12 protein-coding genes and 1 tRNA gene are annotated in these 15,530 nt (G+C 63.2%); 11 read left to right on the top strand and 2 right to left on the bottom strand.

The features are described from left to right. Positions 1–2 precede the first annotated feature (2 nt). Together LB566_RS27750 and LB566_RS27745 are read left to right on the top strand one after the other, a co-directional pair. Positions 3–77 (top strand) — tRNA-Glu (locus tag LB566_RS27750). Between the two features lie 387 nt (positions 78–464). Continuing rightward, complete coding sequence (locus LB566_RS27745) at positions 465–836, top strand: hypothetical protein (protein ID WP_224629089.1); 372 nt, start codon at positions 465–467, stop codon at positions 834–836. A gap of 175 nt (positions 837–1,011) precedes the next feature. Here the strand turns inward: LB566_RS27745 and LB566_RS27740 are convergent, their stop codons facing one another. Next, positions 1,012–1,215 (bottom strand): hypothetical protein, encoded by a 204-nt coding sequence (locus LB566_RS27740; protein WP_140554187.1) that lies wholly within the window; start codon positions 1,213–1,215, stop codon positions 1,012–1,014. A gap of 261 nt (positions 1,216–1,476) precedes the next feature. Between LB566_RS27740 and LB566_RS27735 the strand changes: the two genes are divergently transcribed. The 8 genes from LB566_RS27735 to phoB all read left to right on the top strand — a co-directional run bounded on the left by LB566_RS27735 (position 1,477) and on the right by phoB (position 12,913). Next, positions 1,477–2,445, top strand: coding sequence for a DUF2865 domain-containing protein (locus tag LB566_RS27735; RefSeq protein ID WP_224629087.1), 969 nt, complete (start codon positions 1,477–1,479; stop codon positions 2,443–2,445). A gap of 606 nt (positions 2,446–3,051) precedes the next feature. Then, positions 3,052–7,185, top strand: a complete 4,134-nt coding sequence (locus LB566_RS27730; RefSeq protein ID WP_224629085.1) for a PAS domain-containing protein — start codon at positions 3,052–3,054, stop codon at positions 7,183–7,185. 517 nt (positions 7,186–7,702) lie between these two features. Continuing rightward, positions 7,703–8,761, top strand: a complete 1,059-nt coding sequence (gene pstS, locus LB566_RS27725; protein ID WP_224629083.1) for a phosphate ABC transporter substrate-binding protein PstS — start codon at positions 7,703–7,705, stop codon at positions 8,759–8,761. Between the two features lie 65 nt (positions 8,762–8,826). Next, positions 8,827–9,816 (top strand): phosphate ABC transporter permease subunit PstC, encoded by a 990-nt coding sequence (gene pstC, locus LB566_RS27720; protein ID WP_140554182.1) that lies wholly within the window; start codon positions 8,827–8,829, stop codon positions 9,814–9,816. A gap of 3 nt (positions 9,817–9,819) precedes the next feature. Continuing rightward, on the top strand, positions 9,820–10,671 hold the full coding sequence (gene pstA, locus LB566_RS27715) for a phosphate ABC transporter permease PstA (protein ID WP_140554181.1): 852 nt from the start codon (positions 9,820–9,822) through the stop codon (positions 10,669–10,671). Further along, complete coding sequence (pstB, locus tag LB566_RS27710; RefSeq protein WP_140554179.1) at positions 10,668–11,471, top strand: phosphate ABC transporter ATP-binding protein PstB; 804 nt, start codon at positions 10,668–10,670, stop codon at positions 11,469–11,471. Before pstA ends, pstB begins: the two co-directional genes overlap by 4 nt. A gap of 25 nt (positions 11,472–11,496) precedes the next feature. Further along, the gene (phoU, locus tag LB566_RS27705) at positions 11,497–12,204 is read left to right on the top strand and encodes a phosphate signaling complex protein PhoU (RefSeq protein WP_224629082.1); all 708 of its coding nucleotides are present in this window, start codon (positions 11,497–11,499) and stop codon (positions 12,202–12,204) included. A 19-nt stretch (positions 12,205–12,223) separates the two neighbouring features. After that, entirely contained in the window at positions 12,224–12,913 is a 690-nt protein-coding gene (gene phoB / locus LB566_RS27700; RefSeq protein ID WP_224629074.1) for a phosphate regulon transcriptional regulator PhoB, read from the top strand. A 7-nt stretch (positions 12,914–12,920) separates the two neighbouring features. On the opposite strand, the gene LB566_RS27695 is transcribed toward phoB, so the two are convergent. Continuing rightward, positions 12,921–14,162, bottom strand: a complete 1,242-nt coding sequence (locus LB566_RS27695) for an ROK family protein (RefSeq protein ID WP_224629073.1) — start codon at positions 14,160–14,162, stop codon at positions 12,921–12,923. Positions 14,163–14,418: 256 nt separating this feature from the next. On the opposite strand from LB566_RS27695, the gene xylF reads away from it, so the two are divergent. Then, positions 14,419–15,459, top strand: coding sequence for a D-xylose ABC transporter substrate-binding protein (gene xylF / locus LB566_RS27690; protein ID WP_224629071.1), 1,041 nt, complete (start codon positions 14,419–14,421; stop codon positions 15,457–15,459). Positions 15,460–15,530: the final 71 nt, after the last annotated feature.

Genomic DNA, 15,530 nt, shown 5'->3' with positions numbered 1-15,530 from the left:
ACGCGCCCATCGTCTAGCGGTCAGGACACCGCCCTCTCACGGCGGGAACAGGGGTTCGATTCCCCTTGGGCGTACCAAGAAAAACGGCTCAGCCGTTGATCTCCGGCATCGAACAATATTCAGCCGCCCCGCTCGAGCGCTCCGTCATATGCAGTGCATGGAAGCTGGCTGGAGCCGGGCTCGGAGCTATGGCGTGGAGGCGGGCGTCGGTTAAGGTTTCGTTTACCTATAACCTGTCTACTGGAGACAATTCACCCGCGACCACGGATGTACTGGCGCTGCGGTGAAAACAAAGGTCGGCCCACGCCGGCCTTTTGTTTTTTCGGCCGGCTGTTGCGGTAGGCCGTCTCCAATGCTTTCGGCAATACCTTCGTCAAAGCATATTGCCCTTGCCATTTCGGGCCCTACCATCAATCCTGCCGATCGCACGCGGGCTGGAGAGGGTCGAAGGTCGAGGAATTGCAATGAAAAACATGGCTGGAATGCTCCTGATTGCCGGCGCGGTGGTGATGGTTGCCACATCCCCGTCGGCTGCCGCCCAGCTCAACACGATGGACGAAGTCGGCACGGCGATCCAGGCATGCTGGACGCCGCCGGCGGATGCTGGAAATTCCATCGTCACGCTGAGCTTCAGCTTCAAGCGCGACGGCACGCTGCTTGGTCCGCCACGGCCGACCGCCGCCAAGGTGGCCGGCGACGACAAGGCGCGAAAGTCGTTTATCGACGCCGCAACGGCCGCGGTGAAGAATTGCACGCCGCTCAACCTTTCGCCGCAACTGGCGCAAGGGATTGCCGGCAACGTGTTCACCTTGCAATTCGTCTCTCCCAAGCAATAGCTGTTCCGCGGCTCTCCGCACAGGGCGCGCCGCGGCTCAATGTGCTAGAACCGTTCGGCGTTCGGCGGATCGCCGATCCCGCTTCCATTTACGCAATTCCTGACGGAAAACATCTGCCAGCGTCAGCGACCCGCTCACGTAGCGATTAGCACCAAACCATCACCGCCTTCACCGGTCAGTGGCTGGTACGCCGCGCCTCGGCGTGCCGCGCCAGTTCGGGCGTCTCGAAGACATAGTCGTTCCAGGCGGATTCCGGGATTTGCCCGGCCAGATAGCATTCCAGCAGCAGGTTTTGCTCGGCGCTCAGGGGTCTCGGATCAAGCCCCAGGGAATGAAAAAGGCTTCTTGTCAGTTCCGATACCGTGATGTGGATCGACATCTGCGTTCTCCTTGGCGCTTCAACGCGAAAGGCCGGCAAAGGTTTCAGGACCCGTTTCCGGTAACGCCGGAGTGATCCGGCAGGCCTGCCAGCCCTCCGTTCGGCTGCATTGTTTTGCAGTTCGTCTCAATCTTGAAATAAAAATGCAATATTGAATTCACAGAGGTTCTTCTATTAACCTAGAGGCAAGTGTCTAAATGCATGGAGACTGGAAAGATTAGATAAAACTTATTTAGTGAAAGCTTGGTGAAGTCGAAATAGTTGTCATTCCAGGTTCTCAGCAACAAGGACCTCGTCGTTCCGATGATCCGTTTCTGGTTCTCCATGATGATCGCGCTCGTCATCCTGACGGTGCTGGCGCTCGGAATGTCCAGTTCTTATGCCGACAGTTGCAGTGCGATAAGAAATCAATTGTCGTCGGCCGGCCGTGGCGGCGGCACGAGCGCCGAGCTTGCGCAGTTGCACCGCCAGCTTGCCGCGATCCAAGGGCTCGAGAGGCAGCGCAAATGCACGGCGAAAAATTTCCTCGGTGGTTTCTTCAACGCGTGCGCCGATCTTGCCAGGAACAGGAGCGAGGTGCAGCGCCGGATCGCGGCGGCCTCCAATTCAGGCCGGGACATGTCGGGGCTGCGGGCGCGCTTTGTCGCGCTTGGCTGCGCGCCAGCGGCAAAGGAGCGCGCCGCGGCGAAGACCCAATCGGCGTCTGCGACGGCGCCAGCGGCGAGGGCAACGGGCGCCGGCAACGCGATGCTGTTCTGTGTGCGCCTTTCGGATGGATATTTCTTCCCAGCACCCAAGTCGCAGTTCGCCGGCAGCGACGATGTGAAGGATATGGCCGATCAATGCCGCTACATCTGCGACGAGCCGGGGGTCGACCTCTATACGCTCAGCGACATCAGCCTCGAAACCGAAAAGATGGTCGCTCTCGACACGCGCAAGCCCTACACCGATCTGCCGACCGCATACCGCTACCGCGACGACGTCAATTTCAAGGCATGTGACCTAAAACGCTACTACAGCAGGGTCACCGAATTGAGGGCCAGAACGGTAACGCCCACAAACATGACCAATGCCATCATCCCCTTGCCGTCGGCCAAGCCGGACCTCGGCAGCGTCGCGGCAATTCCCGCGGCGGGCGCCGAAGCTTCCGGGGCGGCCCAGCATCAGTCGATAGAGGCCGGCAAGCGGCCGGTGAGAATAGTTGGCCCAGCCTTCTTCCCAGCCGAATGATCATCCGCTCCGGGCGTAGGCGCCGGTTTCCCAGCCAATGTCAATTTCGGGTGGCATCCATCAGTCGCAGACCATGCGAACCCTCTTTCCGGGTTCGCTGACATTCCTGCATGCCAGGGGCTTTTCCTCACCGGAGGACGGTGGAGGTGGTCTCGAAACTCTTGAAAGATGACGTCTCGGCGCGGCGCGCGGCGCGGGCCTGCGCTCGGAAAACCGGGTTGGCGGTTGTGGCGGCGCCGGAAAAGCGCCGTTTTCCATTCCGGACGGCCCGTATTCCACATTGGGCGGCGGCCGGTCCCAGAAACGCCGGACATCGAGCGGGCGCGGAATGACGACGGTGCCGTCATAGCTGCGCGAACAGCCGCTGCCGAAAAGCAGCGCCGCGCTCAGCAAGCAAGGCACAATCCGTCCAAACATCAGCAACACCCCCGTATGGGCTTATAGCGCGGCTTCGATCCGGCCGACAACCGGGCGCAATGGCGCAGGCCAGGCCTGTCCGGTGCGCAACGGCTTGTTAAGGTTAGCGGATCGTTAATGCTTCTCGGGCACATTCCGCCGACGAACCGCGGAGGGAGGGTTCGGCCTTGGATTCGGGGTGGGGACGGCATGGCTGAAGCGAACGAGACAGCCGGCGTGCGCGGCGGGCGCGGGTCGGGCGAAATGGCGGTGAACGATGCGGCCTCGTTCGCCGAGGGCATGGATTTGGCCATGCTACGCCAGCTGGTCGAGACGGGCTCGGACTGGATCTGGGAGACCGATGCCGAGCTGCGATTTTCCTGGCTTTCGCACAACTACCAGGCAGTCACGGGCATCGACCCGGCCGCTGTGCTCGGCCGCTTTCGGTTCGATTTCCTGAAGCAGGTCCTGAACGGCAACCGCAGCGCGGCAATGCATCTGGAGGATCTGCAGGCGCATCGGCCGTTCCGTGACTTCGTCTACGAACTGAAGGGAGGTCGCGCCGATTGCCGCTGGGTGTTGACCTCAGGCTTTCCACGCTTCGACGATGAGGGGAAATTTGCGGGCTACCGCGGCATTGGACGCAACGTCACGGGATTGGCGGGCGCCTTCGAAGAACTGGAACAGAAGCAGCAAGAGGCGTCCTCGGGAGGCCTTGCCGACCTTCGCACGATGGTCGATTCGATGCCGATCGGCATCATGGTCCTCGACGCCGACCTGCGCGCCGAAGTGATCAACCAGGCCTTCTACAATTTGTGGAAAATCGATCCCCAGCGCGCCGGGATCGGCTCGGGCTTCCGCGAGTTGATGGAGGCCAGCCGCGCCGTCGATCCCTACGGCGGCGACGACGTTGCCTGGCAACGCCATACCGCCGAGCGCGAGGCCGAGATCAGGGCCGGCGTCGCCGGCTCGAGACAATTGCCGCGCAATGACGGGCGAACCCTGATCGCATCGCTGGCCCCGCTGGGCGGCGGCAAGCGGCTCATCTCCTATGTCGATGTCACCGACATGAAGGACCGCGAGGCCGAGCTGGCCGACGCGCTGGAAAAGGCGCGACTGGCGGAAGCGGTGATCAACGGCGTCAAGGATCCGATCTTCGTCAAGGACGACGATCTGCGCTTCGTCTTCGTCAACGAGGCGTTCGCGGGCCTGTTCGGCCAGAAGCCGCAAACCATGCTTGGCAAGCCCGGCGGCAATTTTCTCGCGCCGGCCGAGGTTGCGCTGTTCGAGGAAAGCGAGCGCGCGGTCCTGGCGACCGGGCGGCCTTACGAGGTGGAGGAAAGTTTCGAGGTCGACGGCGTCAACCGCTCGCGCGTCGTCAGGAAGAACCGCGTTAGAATGGCAAGCGGCCGCAACTACGTGGCCGGCTTCCTCTTCGACGTCTCGGACATGAAGGGTCGTGAGACCGAGGCGCAGGACGCCCGCAAACACCTGGCGAGCGTGCTGGAATCGCTGCCGGCCGCCGTGATCATCTACGACCGCGACGACAATTTCGTTTTCGCCAACCGCAAGATGCAGGACACGCTGCCAGCGTTGAAGCCGGCATGGCAGCCCGGCCGCACCTTTCGAGACGCGCTGTCGCTCGGTCATTCGGCCGGCTATTTCCGCTCGAGCGGCGATCCGCGGATCGATGCGCTCTATGATGGCGATCTCGATCCCTGGCTGGACAGCATCCTCGCCCGCTACCGCCTGCCATACTCATCCTTCGAACGTCTCAATCCCGACGGCCGCTGGTATCAGGTCTACGACATGCGCACCGATGACGGCACGTTCATCGGCGTGCGTCTCGACATCTCCGAGATCAAGAACCGCGAAAAGGCACTGCACGACTCGATGCGGCAGATCGACCTGTTCCGGCACGTGCTGGACGAACTGCCCGTGGCCGCCTTCATCAAGGCGCAGGATCTCAGCATCGAGTTCGTCAACAAGGCGTGGTGCGCGATCACCGGGTTCGCCAAGGAAGACGTCATCGGCCGCACCGATCGGCAGCTGTTCGGCGCCGGGGATGGAGAAAGCTACAGCCTTGACGACACCGAGGTCGCTCTCACCGGCAGCGTCAGGGAGGTCGAGGAGCCCGTCACCCATCGCGACGGCACGGTGCGGCAGTTGATGACGCGCAAGAGCCGGCTGGTGGCGCTGGACGGATCGGTGCATCTGGTCGGCTCCAGCACCGACATCACCGAGGTCAAGGCGCGCGAGCGGGCGCTGGAAGAAAGCATGCGCGAGAACGAGGTGTTCCGCAGCCTGATCGACAACGTGCCGGTGTCGATCTACGCCAAGCGCTCCGATCTCAGGCAATTCTACGTCAACAAGGGCTGGTGCGATCTCACCGGCTTCAGCAAGCAGGACGCGATCGGCAAGACCGACATCGAAATTTTCGGGCCGGACGGCGAAGCCTTCGTCAATGGCGACCTCGCGGTGCTGCGCAGCGGCGAAACCCAGGAGGTCGAGGAGACGGTGACACTTCCGGACGGCAGCGTGCGCCACCAGTTCGCCCGCAAGGGCGCGATGATCGCGTCCGACGGGTCGCTCTACCTGATCGGGTCGACCACCGACATCACCGAATTGAAGCTGCGCGAGGCGGAACTGCGCGAGGCGCGCCAGCGCGCCATACTTGCCGACCGCGCCAAGTCGGAATTCCTCGCCAATATGAGCCATGAGATCCGCACCCCGATGAACGGCGTGCTGGGCATGGCCGAACTCCTGGCCAAATCCGATCTCGATCCGAAGCAGAAGACGTTCACCGACATCATCGTCAAATCGGGCAATGCGCTGCTCACCATCATCAACGATATCCTGGATTTCTCCAAGATCGATGCCGGCCAGCTGGTGCTCGATCCCGCTCCCTTCAATCTCGCCGAGGCGATCGAGGACGTGGCGACGCTGGTATCGACACGCGCCAAGGAAAAGGATCTCGAGCTCATCGTGCGCATCGAGCCTGGGCTCGAAAGCCTGTTCATCGGCGATGTCGGCCGCATCCGGCAGATCGTCACCAACCTGCTCGGCAACGCGGTGAAGTTCACCGACGAAGGACATGTGCTCGTCGACGTCACCGGCGAAAGTGTGCCGGACGGAACCAGGCTGACGATCTCGGTCACCGACACCGGGATCGGCATCCCCGAGGAAAAGCTGAAACAGGTGTTCGAGAAATTCAGCCAGGTGGACACCTCCTCAACGAGGCGGCATGAGGGCACCGGGCTCGGGCTCGCGATCACCTCGCGGCTGGTCGAACTGATGGGCGGCGACATCGGCGTGGAAAGCGCCGAAGGCAAGGGGTCGACCTTCTGGTTCGCGGTCACGCTGCCCAGAGCCGGAGAACAGAACGCGCAGCGCATCATGCCGGTGGATGTGACCGGCGCGCGGGTGCTGATCGTCGACGACAATGCCGTCAACCGCGCCATCCTGACCGAGCAGATGACGTCATGGACCTTCGATTCCTGCGCGGCCGAGAGCGGCGCCGAGGGACTGAAAGTGCTGATCGCTGCCGCCGCCTACGGCGTGCCGGTCGATTGCGTCGTACTCGACTATCAGATGCCCGAGATGAGCGGCGCCGAGATGGCAGGTGTCGTGCGCAGCACCGCCGGGCTTGCCGACACGCCGATCATCATGCTGACCTCCGTCGACCAGTCGCTGGCCAACACCAGTTACCGCGATCTCGGCATTGATGCCCAACTGATCAAGCCCGCACGCTCCTCGGTGCTCCTGGAAACGCTGGTCGCTACCATCCAGCGGCATCGCCACGCTAGCGATGTCGCCCGGCCGCTTGCCGTCGAGGGAGGCGGGGGGAACGGTCCGCAACCATCGCCAGCCGCGGCATCGGGGCAACGCGCGTTGCTGCAGCCGCCGCCGGTCAGGCCTCGGCTTGCCGCGAACGGCGGCGAGCAGCGGCTGGACATACTCGTGGCCGAGGACAATGAGGTCAACCAGATGGTCTTCACCCAGATCCTCGGCGAGACCGGCTACGGTTTCGAGATCGTCGGCAATGGCCGCAAGGCGCTGGACGCCTTCGGCAGGCTCAATCCGTGCATGATCCTGATGGACGTCTCGATGCCGGAGATGAACGGGCTCGAGGCGACCGCCGCCATTCGCCGGCTAGAGGAGGAAACCGGCACGCATGTGCCGATCGTAGGGGTCACCGCGCATGCGCTCAAGGGCGATCGCGAACGCTGCCTTGACGCCGGCATGGATGATTATCTGCCCAAGCCGATCAGCCCCAGGGCCCTGCTCGAAAAGGTCGAGCGCTGGGTCGGCGCCGGTCGCCAGGCCCGGCGCAACGCGGGATAGGCTTCGCGCCTTCCACGGGATTGCGGCGAGAATCAGTCGGGGTCGGCCGCTGCCCTTCGAGCAAGACTATGGTGCGATCGCACCATATCAAAGCCGGCGTCCAGCCGGGACAATGACGGCATCGAATTTCCGCTCTCTTCTAGTTACGGGCGGGAGCAGCGACCGCCAGTATGAAGCAGCGTCAATCTACCCCAACGGACCTGTTTTTGGCGATGGCCCGGCCAAGACATCCTCTGGCCTCGAGCAACGCGCTCCCGTCCGGCTTTTCTTCGGTCAGCGATCCACGCCGAATCCGATGGCTGTTTGGGTGGCCGGATAGCGCAAGTCCCTGATTCCCGAAGGCAAACCGGCGCCATGCCGCAGCCGCCGATCGCCATCGCCTTTCCAAGCGGCGGCGACGCGTTACCGGGCTGACACGAAACTGTCATGCGACTGTTATAATCGAACGCTATTGGCCTCAGCGGGCGCTGGCAAGGAATGGCGCCGAGAGACCATCTTCCGAACAGGAGCAGGCCACATGAGACATTTCATCCGCTCGGCGGCCGTTGCGATCGCAATGGCTGCGGCGTCCACCCTCACCCTTTCAGCGGCAATGGCAGCTGACATCTCCGGCGCCGGCGCCACCTTCCCTTACCCGATCTATGCGAAGTGGGCCGATGCCTATAAGAAGGAGACCGGCATCGGTCTCAACTACCAGTCGATCGGCTCGGGCGGCGGCATCAAGCAGATCAAGGCCAAGACCGTCACCTTTGGCGCTTCCGATGCGCCGCTGAAGGGCGAAGATCTCGAAGCCACCGGACTTGCACAGTTCCCGATGGTGATGGGCGGTATCGTTCCGGTCGTCAATCTCGAAGGCATCAAGCCGGGCGAACTGGTGCTCGACGGCCCGACGCTGGCCGATATCTTCGTCGGCAAGATCACCAACTGGAACGACGCGGCGATCGCCAAGCTCAATCCCGACGTCAAGCTTCCCGACCAGGCGATTGCGGTCGTTCATCGCTCCGATGGTTCGGGCACCACGTTCAATTTCAGCTACTATCTGGCCGACGTCAGCGCCGATTGGAAGTCGAAGGTCGGCGTCAACACCGCGCTCGAATGGCCGGTCGGTATCGGCGCCAAGGGCAATGAAGGCGTCGCCAACAACGTCTCGCAGACCGGCGGCTCGATCGGCTATGTCGAATACGCCTACGCCAAGCAGAACAAGCTGACCTATGCCGACATGATCAACAAGGACGGCAAGAAGGTCGAGCCGACGGCGGCGGCGTTCTCGGCGGCGGCGGCCAATGCCGACTGGAGCTCGCAGCCGGGTTACGGCGTCATCCTGGCCAACCAGCCGGGCGCCGAATCCTGGCCGATGACGTCGGCCACCTGGATTCTGGTCTACAAGAAGCCCGGCGACGTGGCTGCGACCGGTGAAGCGCTCAAGTTCTTCGCCTGGTCCTACGCGAAGGGCGACGACATGGCCGGGGCGCTGGACTACGTTCCGATCCCCGACGCGGTCGTCAAGAGCGTCGAGGACATGTGGGCCAAGGACATCGTCGGCGAAGACGGCAAGCCGCTCTATTCCGCCATGTAATCCCTGCTGAATGAGGAGGGCGCTTCACGGCGCCCTCCCTGTCTTCCTTGAAACGCGAGGGCCAGATGACCGCCGTCTCCGAAGCCATGCCATCGTCGGCCGCCATGCGGGCCAGGGAAGCGACGGTCCGGCGCTTCGCGCTCACCGATACGATTTTCCGGGCGGCGACACGCTTTTCCGCCATCCTCGTCCTGCTCATCCTCGGCGGCGTGGCGATTTCGCTGTTTGCCGGCTCGTGGGAAGCGCTGTCGAAATTCGGGTTCTCCTTCCTGACGACCGAATCGTGGAACCCGGTTACCGAGAATTTCGGGGCGCTGGCCCCGATCTACGGAACCATCGTCACCGCCGCCATCGCTATCCTGATCGCCGTTCCCATCGGCATCGGCATCGCCATCTTCCTTACCGAACTCTGCCCGCGGCCACTCCGGCGCCCCATCGGCATCGCCGTCGAGCTGCTTGCCGGCATACCCTCCATCATCTACGGCATCTGGGGCCTGTTCGTGTTCGCGCCGTTCCTGCAGACGACGGTGCAGCCCTTCATCATCAAGCTTTTCCACGACGTGCCGGGGCTCTCCAGCCTGTTTGCGGGTCCGCCCTACGGCATCGGCCTTTTGACCTCGGCGCTGATCCTTGCCATCATGGTCCTGCCCTTCATCACCTCGATCACCAAGGATGTCTTCGACACGGTGCCGGCGGTGCTGAAGGAATCGGCCTATGGCATCGGCTGCACGACCTGGGAGGTCACGCGCCGCGTCGTCATCCCCTATACCCGCGTCGGCATCATGGGCGGCGTCATGCTCGGCCTCGGCCGCGCGCTCGGCGAAACCATGGCGGTAACCTTCGTCATCGGCAACGCCCACCGCATCAGCGCCTCGCTTTTCGCGCCCGGCACGACGATCTCGGCAACCATCGCCAACGAATTCACCGAAGCCGACGGCGATCTCTATACGTCTTCGCTGGTGGCGCTCGGCCTGATCCTGTTCGTCATCACTTTCCTGATCCTTGCCCTTGCGCGCTACATGCTGCTGCGCATGGACAGCCGCACGGGAGCCTGACCGATGTCGACGGCCACATCGCTTCACAATCGACGCAAGCGCAGGAATGCCGTGATGATGACGCTATGCGTCACGGCGGCGGGCGTCGGTCTGGCCTGGCTGGCGCTGATCCTCGGCGCACTGCTCTATAAGGGCCTGTCGGGTGTTTCGCTGTCTGTGTTCACCGAAATGACACCGCCGCCCGGCGATGCCGGCGGCCTGCTCAATGCCATCTACGGCAGTATCATGATGACAGTCATCGCCGTCATCGTCGGCACGCCGATCGGTGTCCTCGCTGGGACCTACATGGCCGAATATGGCCGCTTCTCGCGCCTCACCACGATCGTGCGCTTCATCAACGACATCCTGCTGTCGGCACCCTCGATCATCGTCGGCCTGTTCGTCTACGAGCTGCTGGTGCGGCCGATGGGACATTTCTCGGCGATCGCCGGTGCCGTCGCGCTGGCCATCCTGGTCATCCCGGTCGTCGTGCGCACCACCGAGGACATGCTCAACCTCGTGCCTAACGCCTTGCGCGAGGCCGGCGCCGCGATCGGCGCGCCGCGTTGGGTGGTCATCCGCTCGGTCGCCTACCGTGCGGCGCTGTCGGGCATCGTCACCGGCATATTGCTGGCCATCGCCCGCATTTCCGGCGAGACGGCGCCGCTGCTCTTCACAGCGCTCAACAACCAGTTCTGGTCGAGCAATCTCAACGCGCCGATGGCCAGCCTGCCCGTCACCATCTTCCAGTTCGCTCTCAGCCCCTACGAGGAATGGCAGCAGCTGGCGTGGACCGGCGCACTCATAATCACCCTTACGGTTCTCGGGCTGAGCATCTTGGCCCGCAGCCTTACCGGACGCAGAGAGGACAGATGAAGCCGATGTTGTCCACCGAGTTGAACACGCCCGAAGTCGCGGTCGAGAAAGCCAAGATCGAGGTCAAGAACCTCAATTTCTACTACGGCCAGTCGAAGGCGCTGAAGGATATCAGCCTGTCGCTGCCCGAGCGCAGCGTCACCGCCTTCATAGGGCCTTCGGGCTGCGGGAAGTCGACGCTGCTGCGCGTCTTCAACCGCATCTACGAGCTTTACCCGAAGCAGAGCGCCGAGGGCCAGGTGCTGCTCGACGGCCAGAACATCCTCGACCGTTCGCAGGACCTCAACCTGCTCAGAACCAAGATCGGCATGGTGTTCCAGAAGCCGACGCCGTTCCCGATGTCGATTTACGAGAACATCGCGTTCGGCGTCAGGCTCTATGAGAAGCTCAGCAAGGCCGAGATGGACGGCCGTGTCGAGCAGGCGCTGAAGCGCGCGGCACTGTGGAGCGAGGTCAAGGACAAGCTCAACGCCAGTGGCCTCAGCCTTTCGGGCGGCCAGCAGCAGCGCCTCTGCATCGCCCGCACGGTGGCGGTGAAGCCAGAGGTCATCCTGCTCGACGAACCTGCCTCGGCGCTCGATCCGCTGTCGACCGCCAAGATCGAGGAACTGATCGACGAGCTGCAGGCCGATTATACGATCGTCATCGTCACCCATAACATGCAGCAGGCGGCGCGCGTGTCGAAGCAGACCGCCTTCATGTATCTGGGCGAGCTGGTCGAGTTCGACCGCACCGAGAAGATATTCACGTCGCCCCGCGAGAAGCGCACGCAGGACTATATCACCGGCCGCTTCGGCTGATCCCAGGCATACGAGGACCAAGATCATGGCCGAACATACAGTCGCAGCCTTTGACGAAGATCTCGGACAGATCAGCAGGCTGATCCGCGACATGGGCGATCTCGCCTCATCGATGGTCGGCGGCGCCACCAAGGCGCTCCTGAATTCCGACAATGCGCTCGCCCAGCGCGTCGTCTCCGACGACGCGATCATGGATGCGCGCCAGCGCGAACTCGACGACCGCGCCATCACGCTGATCGCCAAGCGGCAGCCCATGGCGGACGATCTGCGCCATGTCGTCGGCTCGATCCGCATGGCGGGCGATCTCGAACGCATCGGCGATCTCGCCAAGAACATCGCCAAGCGCGTCGGCACCGTCGGCCTGGCCGCCACGCCGCGCGACCTGTCGCACTCCATCGACGCCATGGCGCAGCTGGTGCTGATCCAGGTGCAGGGCGTGATCGAGGAGTATGGCGCCCGTGATGCCTCGGCGCTAGCCAAGCTGCGTGCCGACGATGAACGCATCGACGTCAAATACACATCGGTGTTCCGCGAGCTGCTGACCTACATGATGGAGGATCCGCGCAACATCACCGCCTGCACGCATCTTTTGTTCTGCGCCAAGAACCTCGAGCGCATCGGTGATCACGTGACCAACATTGCCGAAAATGCCTATTATGTGCTGACCGGCACGCAATTGCCCGCCAATCGCCCGAAGCAGGACGAGACGGCGATGTCGGCGCCAGTGGCGTGACGGCAGGGGTGACCAGTCGATGATCGCGCCACGCATCATGGTGGTGGAGGACGAGGAGCCGCTGGGTGTGTTGCTCCGTTACAATCTGGAATCGGAGGGTTACCAGGTCGAGGTGGTGACGCGCGGCGACGAGGCCGAGATCCGCCTACAGGAGAATGTCCCTGACCTTCTTGTGCTCGACTGGATGGTGCCGGTGGTTTCCGGCATCGAGCTCTGCCGCCGTCTCCGGATGCGGCCCGAGACCGAGCGGCTGCCGATCATCATGCTGACGGCGCGCGGCGAAGAGAGCGACCGCGTGCGCGGTCTCTCCACCGGCGCCGACGACTATCTGGTCAAGCCGTTCTCGACGCCGGAATTCATGGCACGCGTCAAGGCGCTGCTGCGCCGGGCCAAGCCGGAAGTGCTGTCCAGCGTGCTCAAGGTCGGCGATATCGTGCTCGATCGTGAATCGCACCGGGTCTACCGCAAGAAGAGCGAGATCCGGCTCGGCCCGACCGAATTCCGCCTGCTTGAATTCATGATGCGCCATCCCGGCCGCGTGTTCTCGCGCAGCCAGCTGCTCGACAATGTCTGGGGCGAAACGATCTATATCGACGAGCGCACCGTCGACGTGCATGTCGGCCGGCTGCGCAAGGCCGTCAACAACGGCCGCATGCCTGACGTGATCCGTACTATCCGTGGCGCGGGGTATGCGATCCGCGAAGACTAGGGATATGTCACGCAACATTCTCGCCCACGCCTGATTTCGCCTGTGCCCCCGGTGCGAAAATTTCCTGGTCGACGAAGGTCAGCGCGCGCATGGCGCAGCCCTCGCGGATCAGCGGCAGTTCGTTCGGCTCGGTGTCGAAGGAAATCGATTTCGAGTGCTGGCCGCCGGCGGTCTGGGCAATGGCTTCGCGCAGAGCCGGCTCGATCAGGTCGAAGGCGGCGGCGCTGACGCCGACCATGGCGACCGGCGCCGGATCGATCAGGGCGAACAGGCTGCCAAGGCCATAGCCCAGCGCCTCGCCGGCCTTGCGGTAGGCTTCGCGCTCCGGCCCGTCCTTTTCGCGCGCCGAGGCCGCCAGCGCACGCATGTCGGCGTCGCTGACGTCGACGGGCTCGGTGTCCTCGCCAAGCTGCCTCGCGTTGCGCCAGATGGCATAGTTCCCGGCATAGGCCTCGACGCAGCCGCGCCGGCCGCAGCGGCAGAGCGCCCCGCCCGGGCGATGGATCATGTGGCCGAACTCGCCTCCGGATGAATGGGTACCGGTGAACAGTTCGCCCTTCAGCACCAGGCCCATGCCGATGCCGTGCGACAACAGGATGGCGATGAAGTCGTCGCGGTAGCGCCGGGGATCGCGCCAGCGCAGCGCCACCGCCATCATGTTGCAATCGTTCTCCATGGTGGCGGGAATGCCGAACTCGGCCTCCAGTATGTCGGCGAAGGCAATATTGGTCTGCGGCGTGATCGGCGACCACAGCATGGCGCGCGCATCCGTGTCGGTGATGCCCTGGATCGCCAGAGCGATACGGGCGATGCTGGCGACGTCGAGGTCGGGATCCTCGAACCGTCGCCTGACGATGGCTACGCATTCGCCGATCAGCGCCTCGCGCGACAGGGTCAGCGTGTCCAGCCGGCGCTGCTCTTCCGATATCACCTGGCCGGCATAGTCGATGACGGCGACGGAGAGGAAATTCAGCGACAGCACCACGGTCATCACCGCAGCGGCTTCAGGGTTGAGGCTGAGGCCGACCTGCGGCCGGCCGCGTTTCAGCGCACCGGCCTCGCTCGGCTTGCTCTGCGCCAGGATGCCTTCGCCGATCAGGTCGGAGGAGATCGCCGATATGGTGGAATGGCTGAGCCCGGTGGTCGCGGCAATCTCGGTGCGCGAGGGCTGCCCGGCACGGCGCACGGCCGCGATCACCATCGCCCGATTGCGTCGGCGCAGATCGTCGTGGCGGATTCCGACCGACATGTTTCTCGCATCCTCCCGGTCGCCGTCTTCTCTCCCCAGGCCCAGCGACCGCCAAATACTGGCAGAACCGGCCCTGGCTGTCATTATTTATTCCGGAGCTCGAAAAAAATTCACGAGGACATCAAAATACATCAGAATCGACGTTGACAGCGTTCCGACGATGGACCAGTGTTTTTTCGAGGCTCGAAAAAATAGAGCCTTTGTGCCGGCCTTCGGGCCTGTTTGGTCGCGCCATACGCGGCGCAGGGAGGATAAGATGAAGAGATTCACAGCCGCTATCCTGGCGGGTGTCGCCATGTCGCTGACGCTCGCGCCGGTCGCGCAGGCGAAGGACAAGGTCATCGGCGTTTCCTGGTCGAACTTCCAGGAAGAGCGTTGGAAGACCGACGAGGCCGCCATGAAGAAGGCAATCGAAGCCGCCGGCGACAAGTATATTTCCGCCGACGCCCAGTCCAACCCCGGCAAGCAGCTCACCGACGTCGAGAGCCTGATCTCGCAGGGCGCCAATTCGCTGATCATCCTGGCGCAGGACGCCTCCGCCATCGGCCCGGCGGTGCAGAAGGCGCTCGACGAAGGCATTCCGGTCGTCGGCTATGACCGCCTGATCGAGAACAAGGACGTCTTCTATCTGACCTTCGATAACAAGGAAGTCGGCCGCATGCAGGCCCGCGAGGTGTTCAAGGTGAAGCCGGAAGGCAACTACGTCTTCATCAAGGGCTCGGGTGCCGATCCGAATGCCGATTTCCTGTTCTCGGGCTCGATGGAAGTGCTCAAGGACGCCATCGACAGCGGCAAGATCAAGAATGTCGGCGAGGCCTATACCGATGGCTGGCTGCCGGCCAACGCCCAGAAGAACATGGAGCAGTTCCTGACCGCCAACGACAACAAGGTCGACGCGGTGGTCGCGGCCAATGACGGCACTGCCGGCGGCGTCGTCGCGGCGCTGACGGCTCAAGGTTTGGCCGGCACCGTGCCGGTGTCGGGCCAGGACGGTGATCATGCCGCGCTGAACCGGATCGCGCTCGGCACGCAGACCGTGTCGGTGTGGAAGGACGCGCGGGAACTCGGCAAGAACGCCGCGGAGATCGCCTCGCAACTGGCCGACGGCAAGAAGATGACCGATATTGCCGGCGTCAAGGACTTCACCACGCCCGGCGGGAACACCGTCAAATCGTTGTTCCTGACCCCGGTTGCGATCACCAAGGACAATCTCAACGTCGTGATCGACGCTGGCTGGATCAAGAAGGACGAGGTCTGTGCCGGCGTCGCGGCGGGCAGCGTCGCGGCCTGCAACTGATCTTCCATTTCAAGCGATGAACGCCGCGGCTGCCAAGCCGCGGCGTTTTTTCAAGAAGATTTGTTTTCCGC

Origin of the sequence: Mesorhizobium sp. CA13 (assembly GCF_020165235.1) — a bacterium.
In the GTDB taxonomy this organism is placed as follows: domain Bacteria; phylum Pseudomonadota; class Alphaproteobacteria; order Rhizobiales; family Rhizobiaceae; genus Mesorhizobium.
The sequence above is the reverse complement of the archived record's forward strand: the minus strand, read 5'-3'. Positions and strand labels throughout refer to the sequence as shown.

Excerpts from the sequence above, each read along its gene's own strand:
- LB566_RS27745 (WP_224629089.1), top strand. The coding sequence starts at position 465 with ATGAAAAACATGGCTGGAATGCTCCTGATTGCCGGCGCGGTGGTGATG.
- LB566_RS27740 (WP_140554187.1), bottom strand. The coding sequence starts at position 1,215 with ATGTCGATCCACATCACGGTATCGGAACTGACAAGAAGCCTTTTTCAT.
- LB566_RS27730 (WP_224629085.1), top strand. The coding sequence starts at position 3,052 with ATGGCTGAAGCGAACGAGACAGCCGGCGTGCGCGGCGGGCGCGGGTCG.
- pstS (WP_224629083.1), top strand. The coding sequence starts at position 7,703 with ATGAGACATTTCATCCGCTCGGCGGCCGTTGCGATCGCAATGGCTGCG.
- pstC (WP_140554182.1), top strand. The coding sequence starts at position 8,827 with ATGACCGCCGTCTCCGAAGCCATGCCATCGTCGGCCGCCATGCGGGCC.
- pstA (WP_140554181.1), top strand. The coding sequence starts at position 9,820 with ATGTCGACGGCCACATCGCTTCACAATCGACGCAAGCGCAGGAATGCC.
- pstB (WP_140554179.1), top strand. The coding sequence starts at position 10,668 with ATGAAGCCGATGTTGTCCACCGAGTTGAACACGCCCGAAGTCGCGGTC.
- phoU (WP_224629082.1), top strand. The coding sequence starts at position 11,497 with ATGGCCGAACATACAGTCGCAGCCTTTGACGAAGATCTCGGACAGATC.
- phoB (WP_224629074.1), top strand. The coding sequence starts at position 12,224 with ATGATCGCGCCACGCATCATGGTGGTGGAGGACGAGGAGCCGCTGGGT.
- LB566_RS27695 (WP_224629073.1), bottom strand. The coding sequence starts at position 14,162 with ATGTCGGTCGGAATCCGCCACGACGATCTGCGCCGACGCAATCGGGCG.
- xylF (WP_224629071.1), top strand. The coding sequence starts at position 14,419 with ATGAAGAGATTCACAGCCGCTATCCTGGCGGGTGTCGCCATGTCGCTG.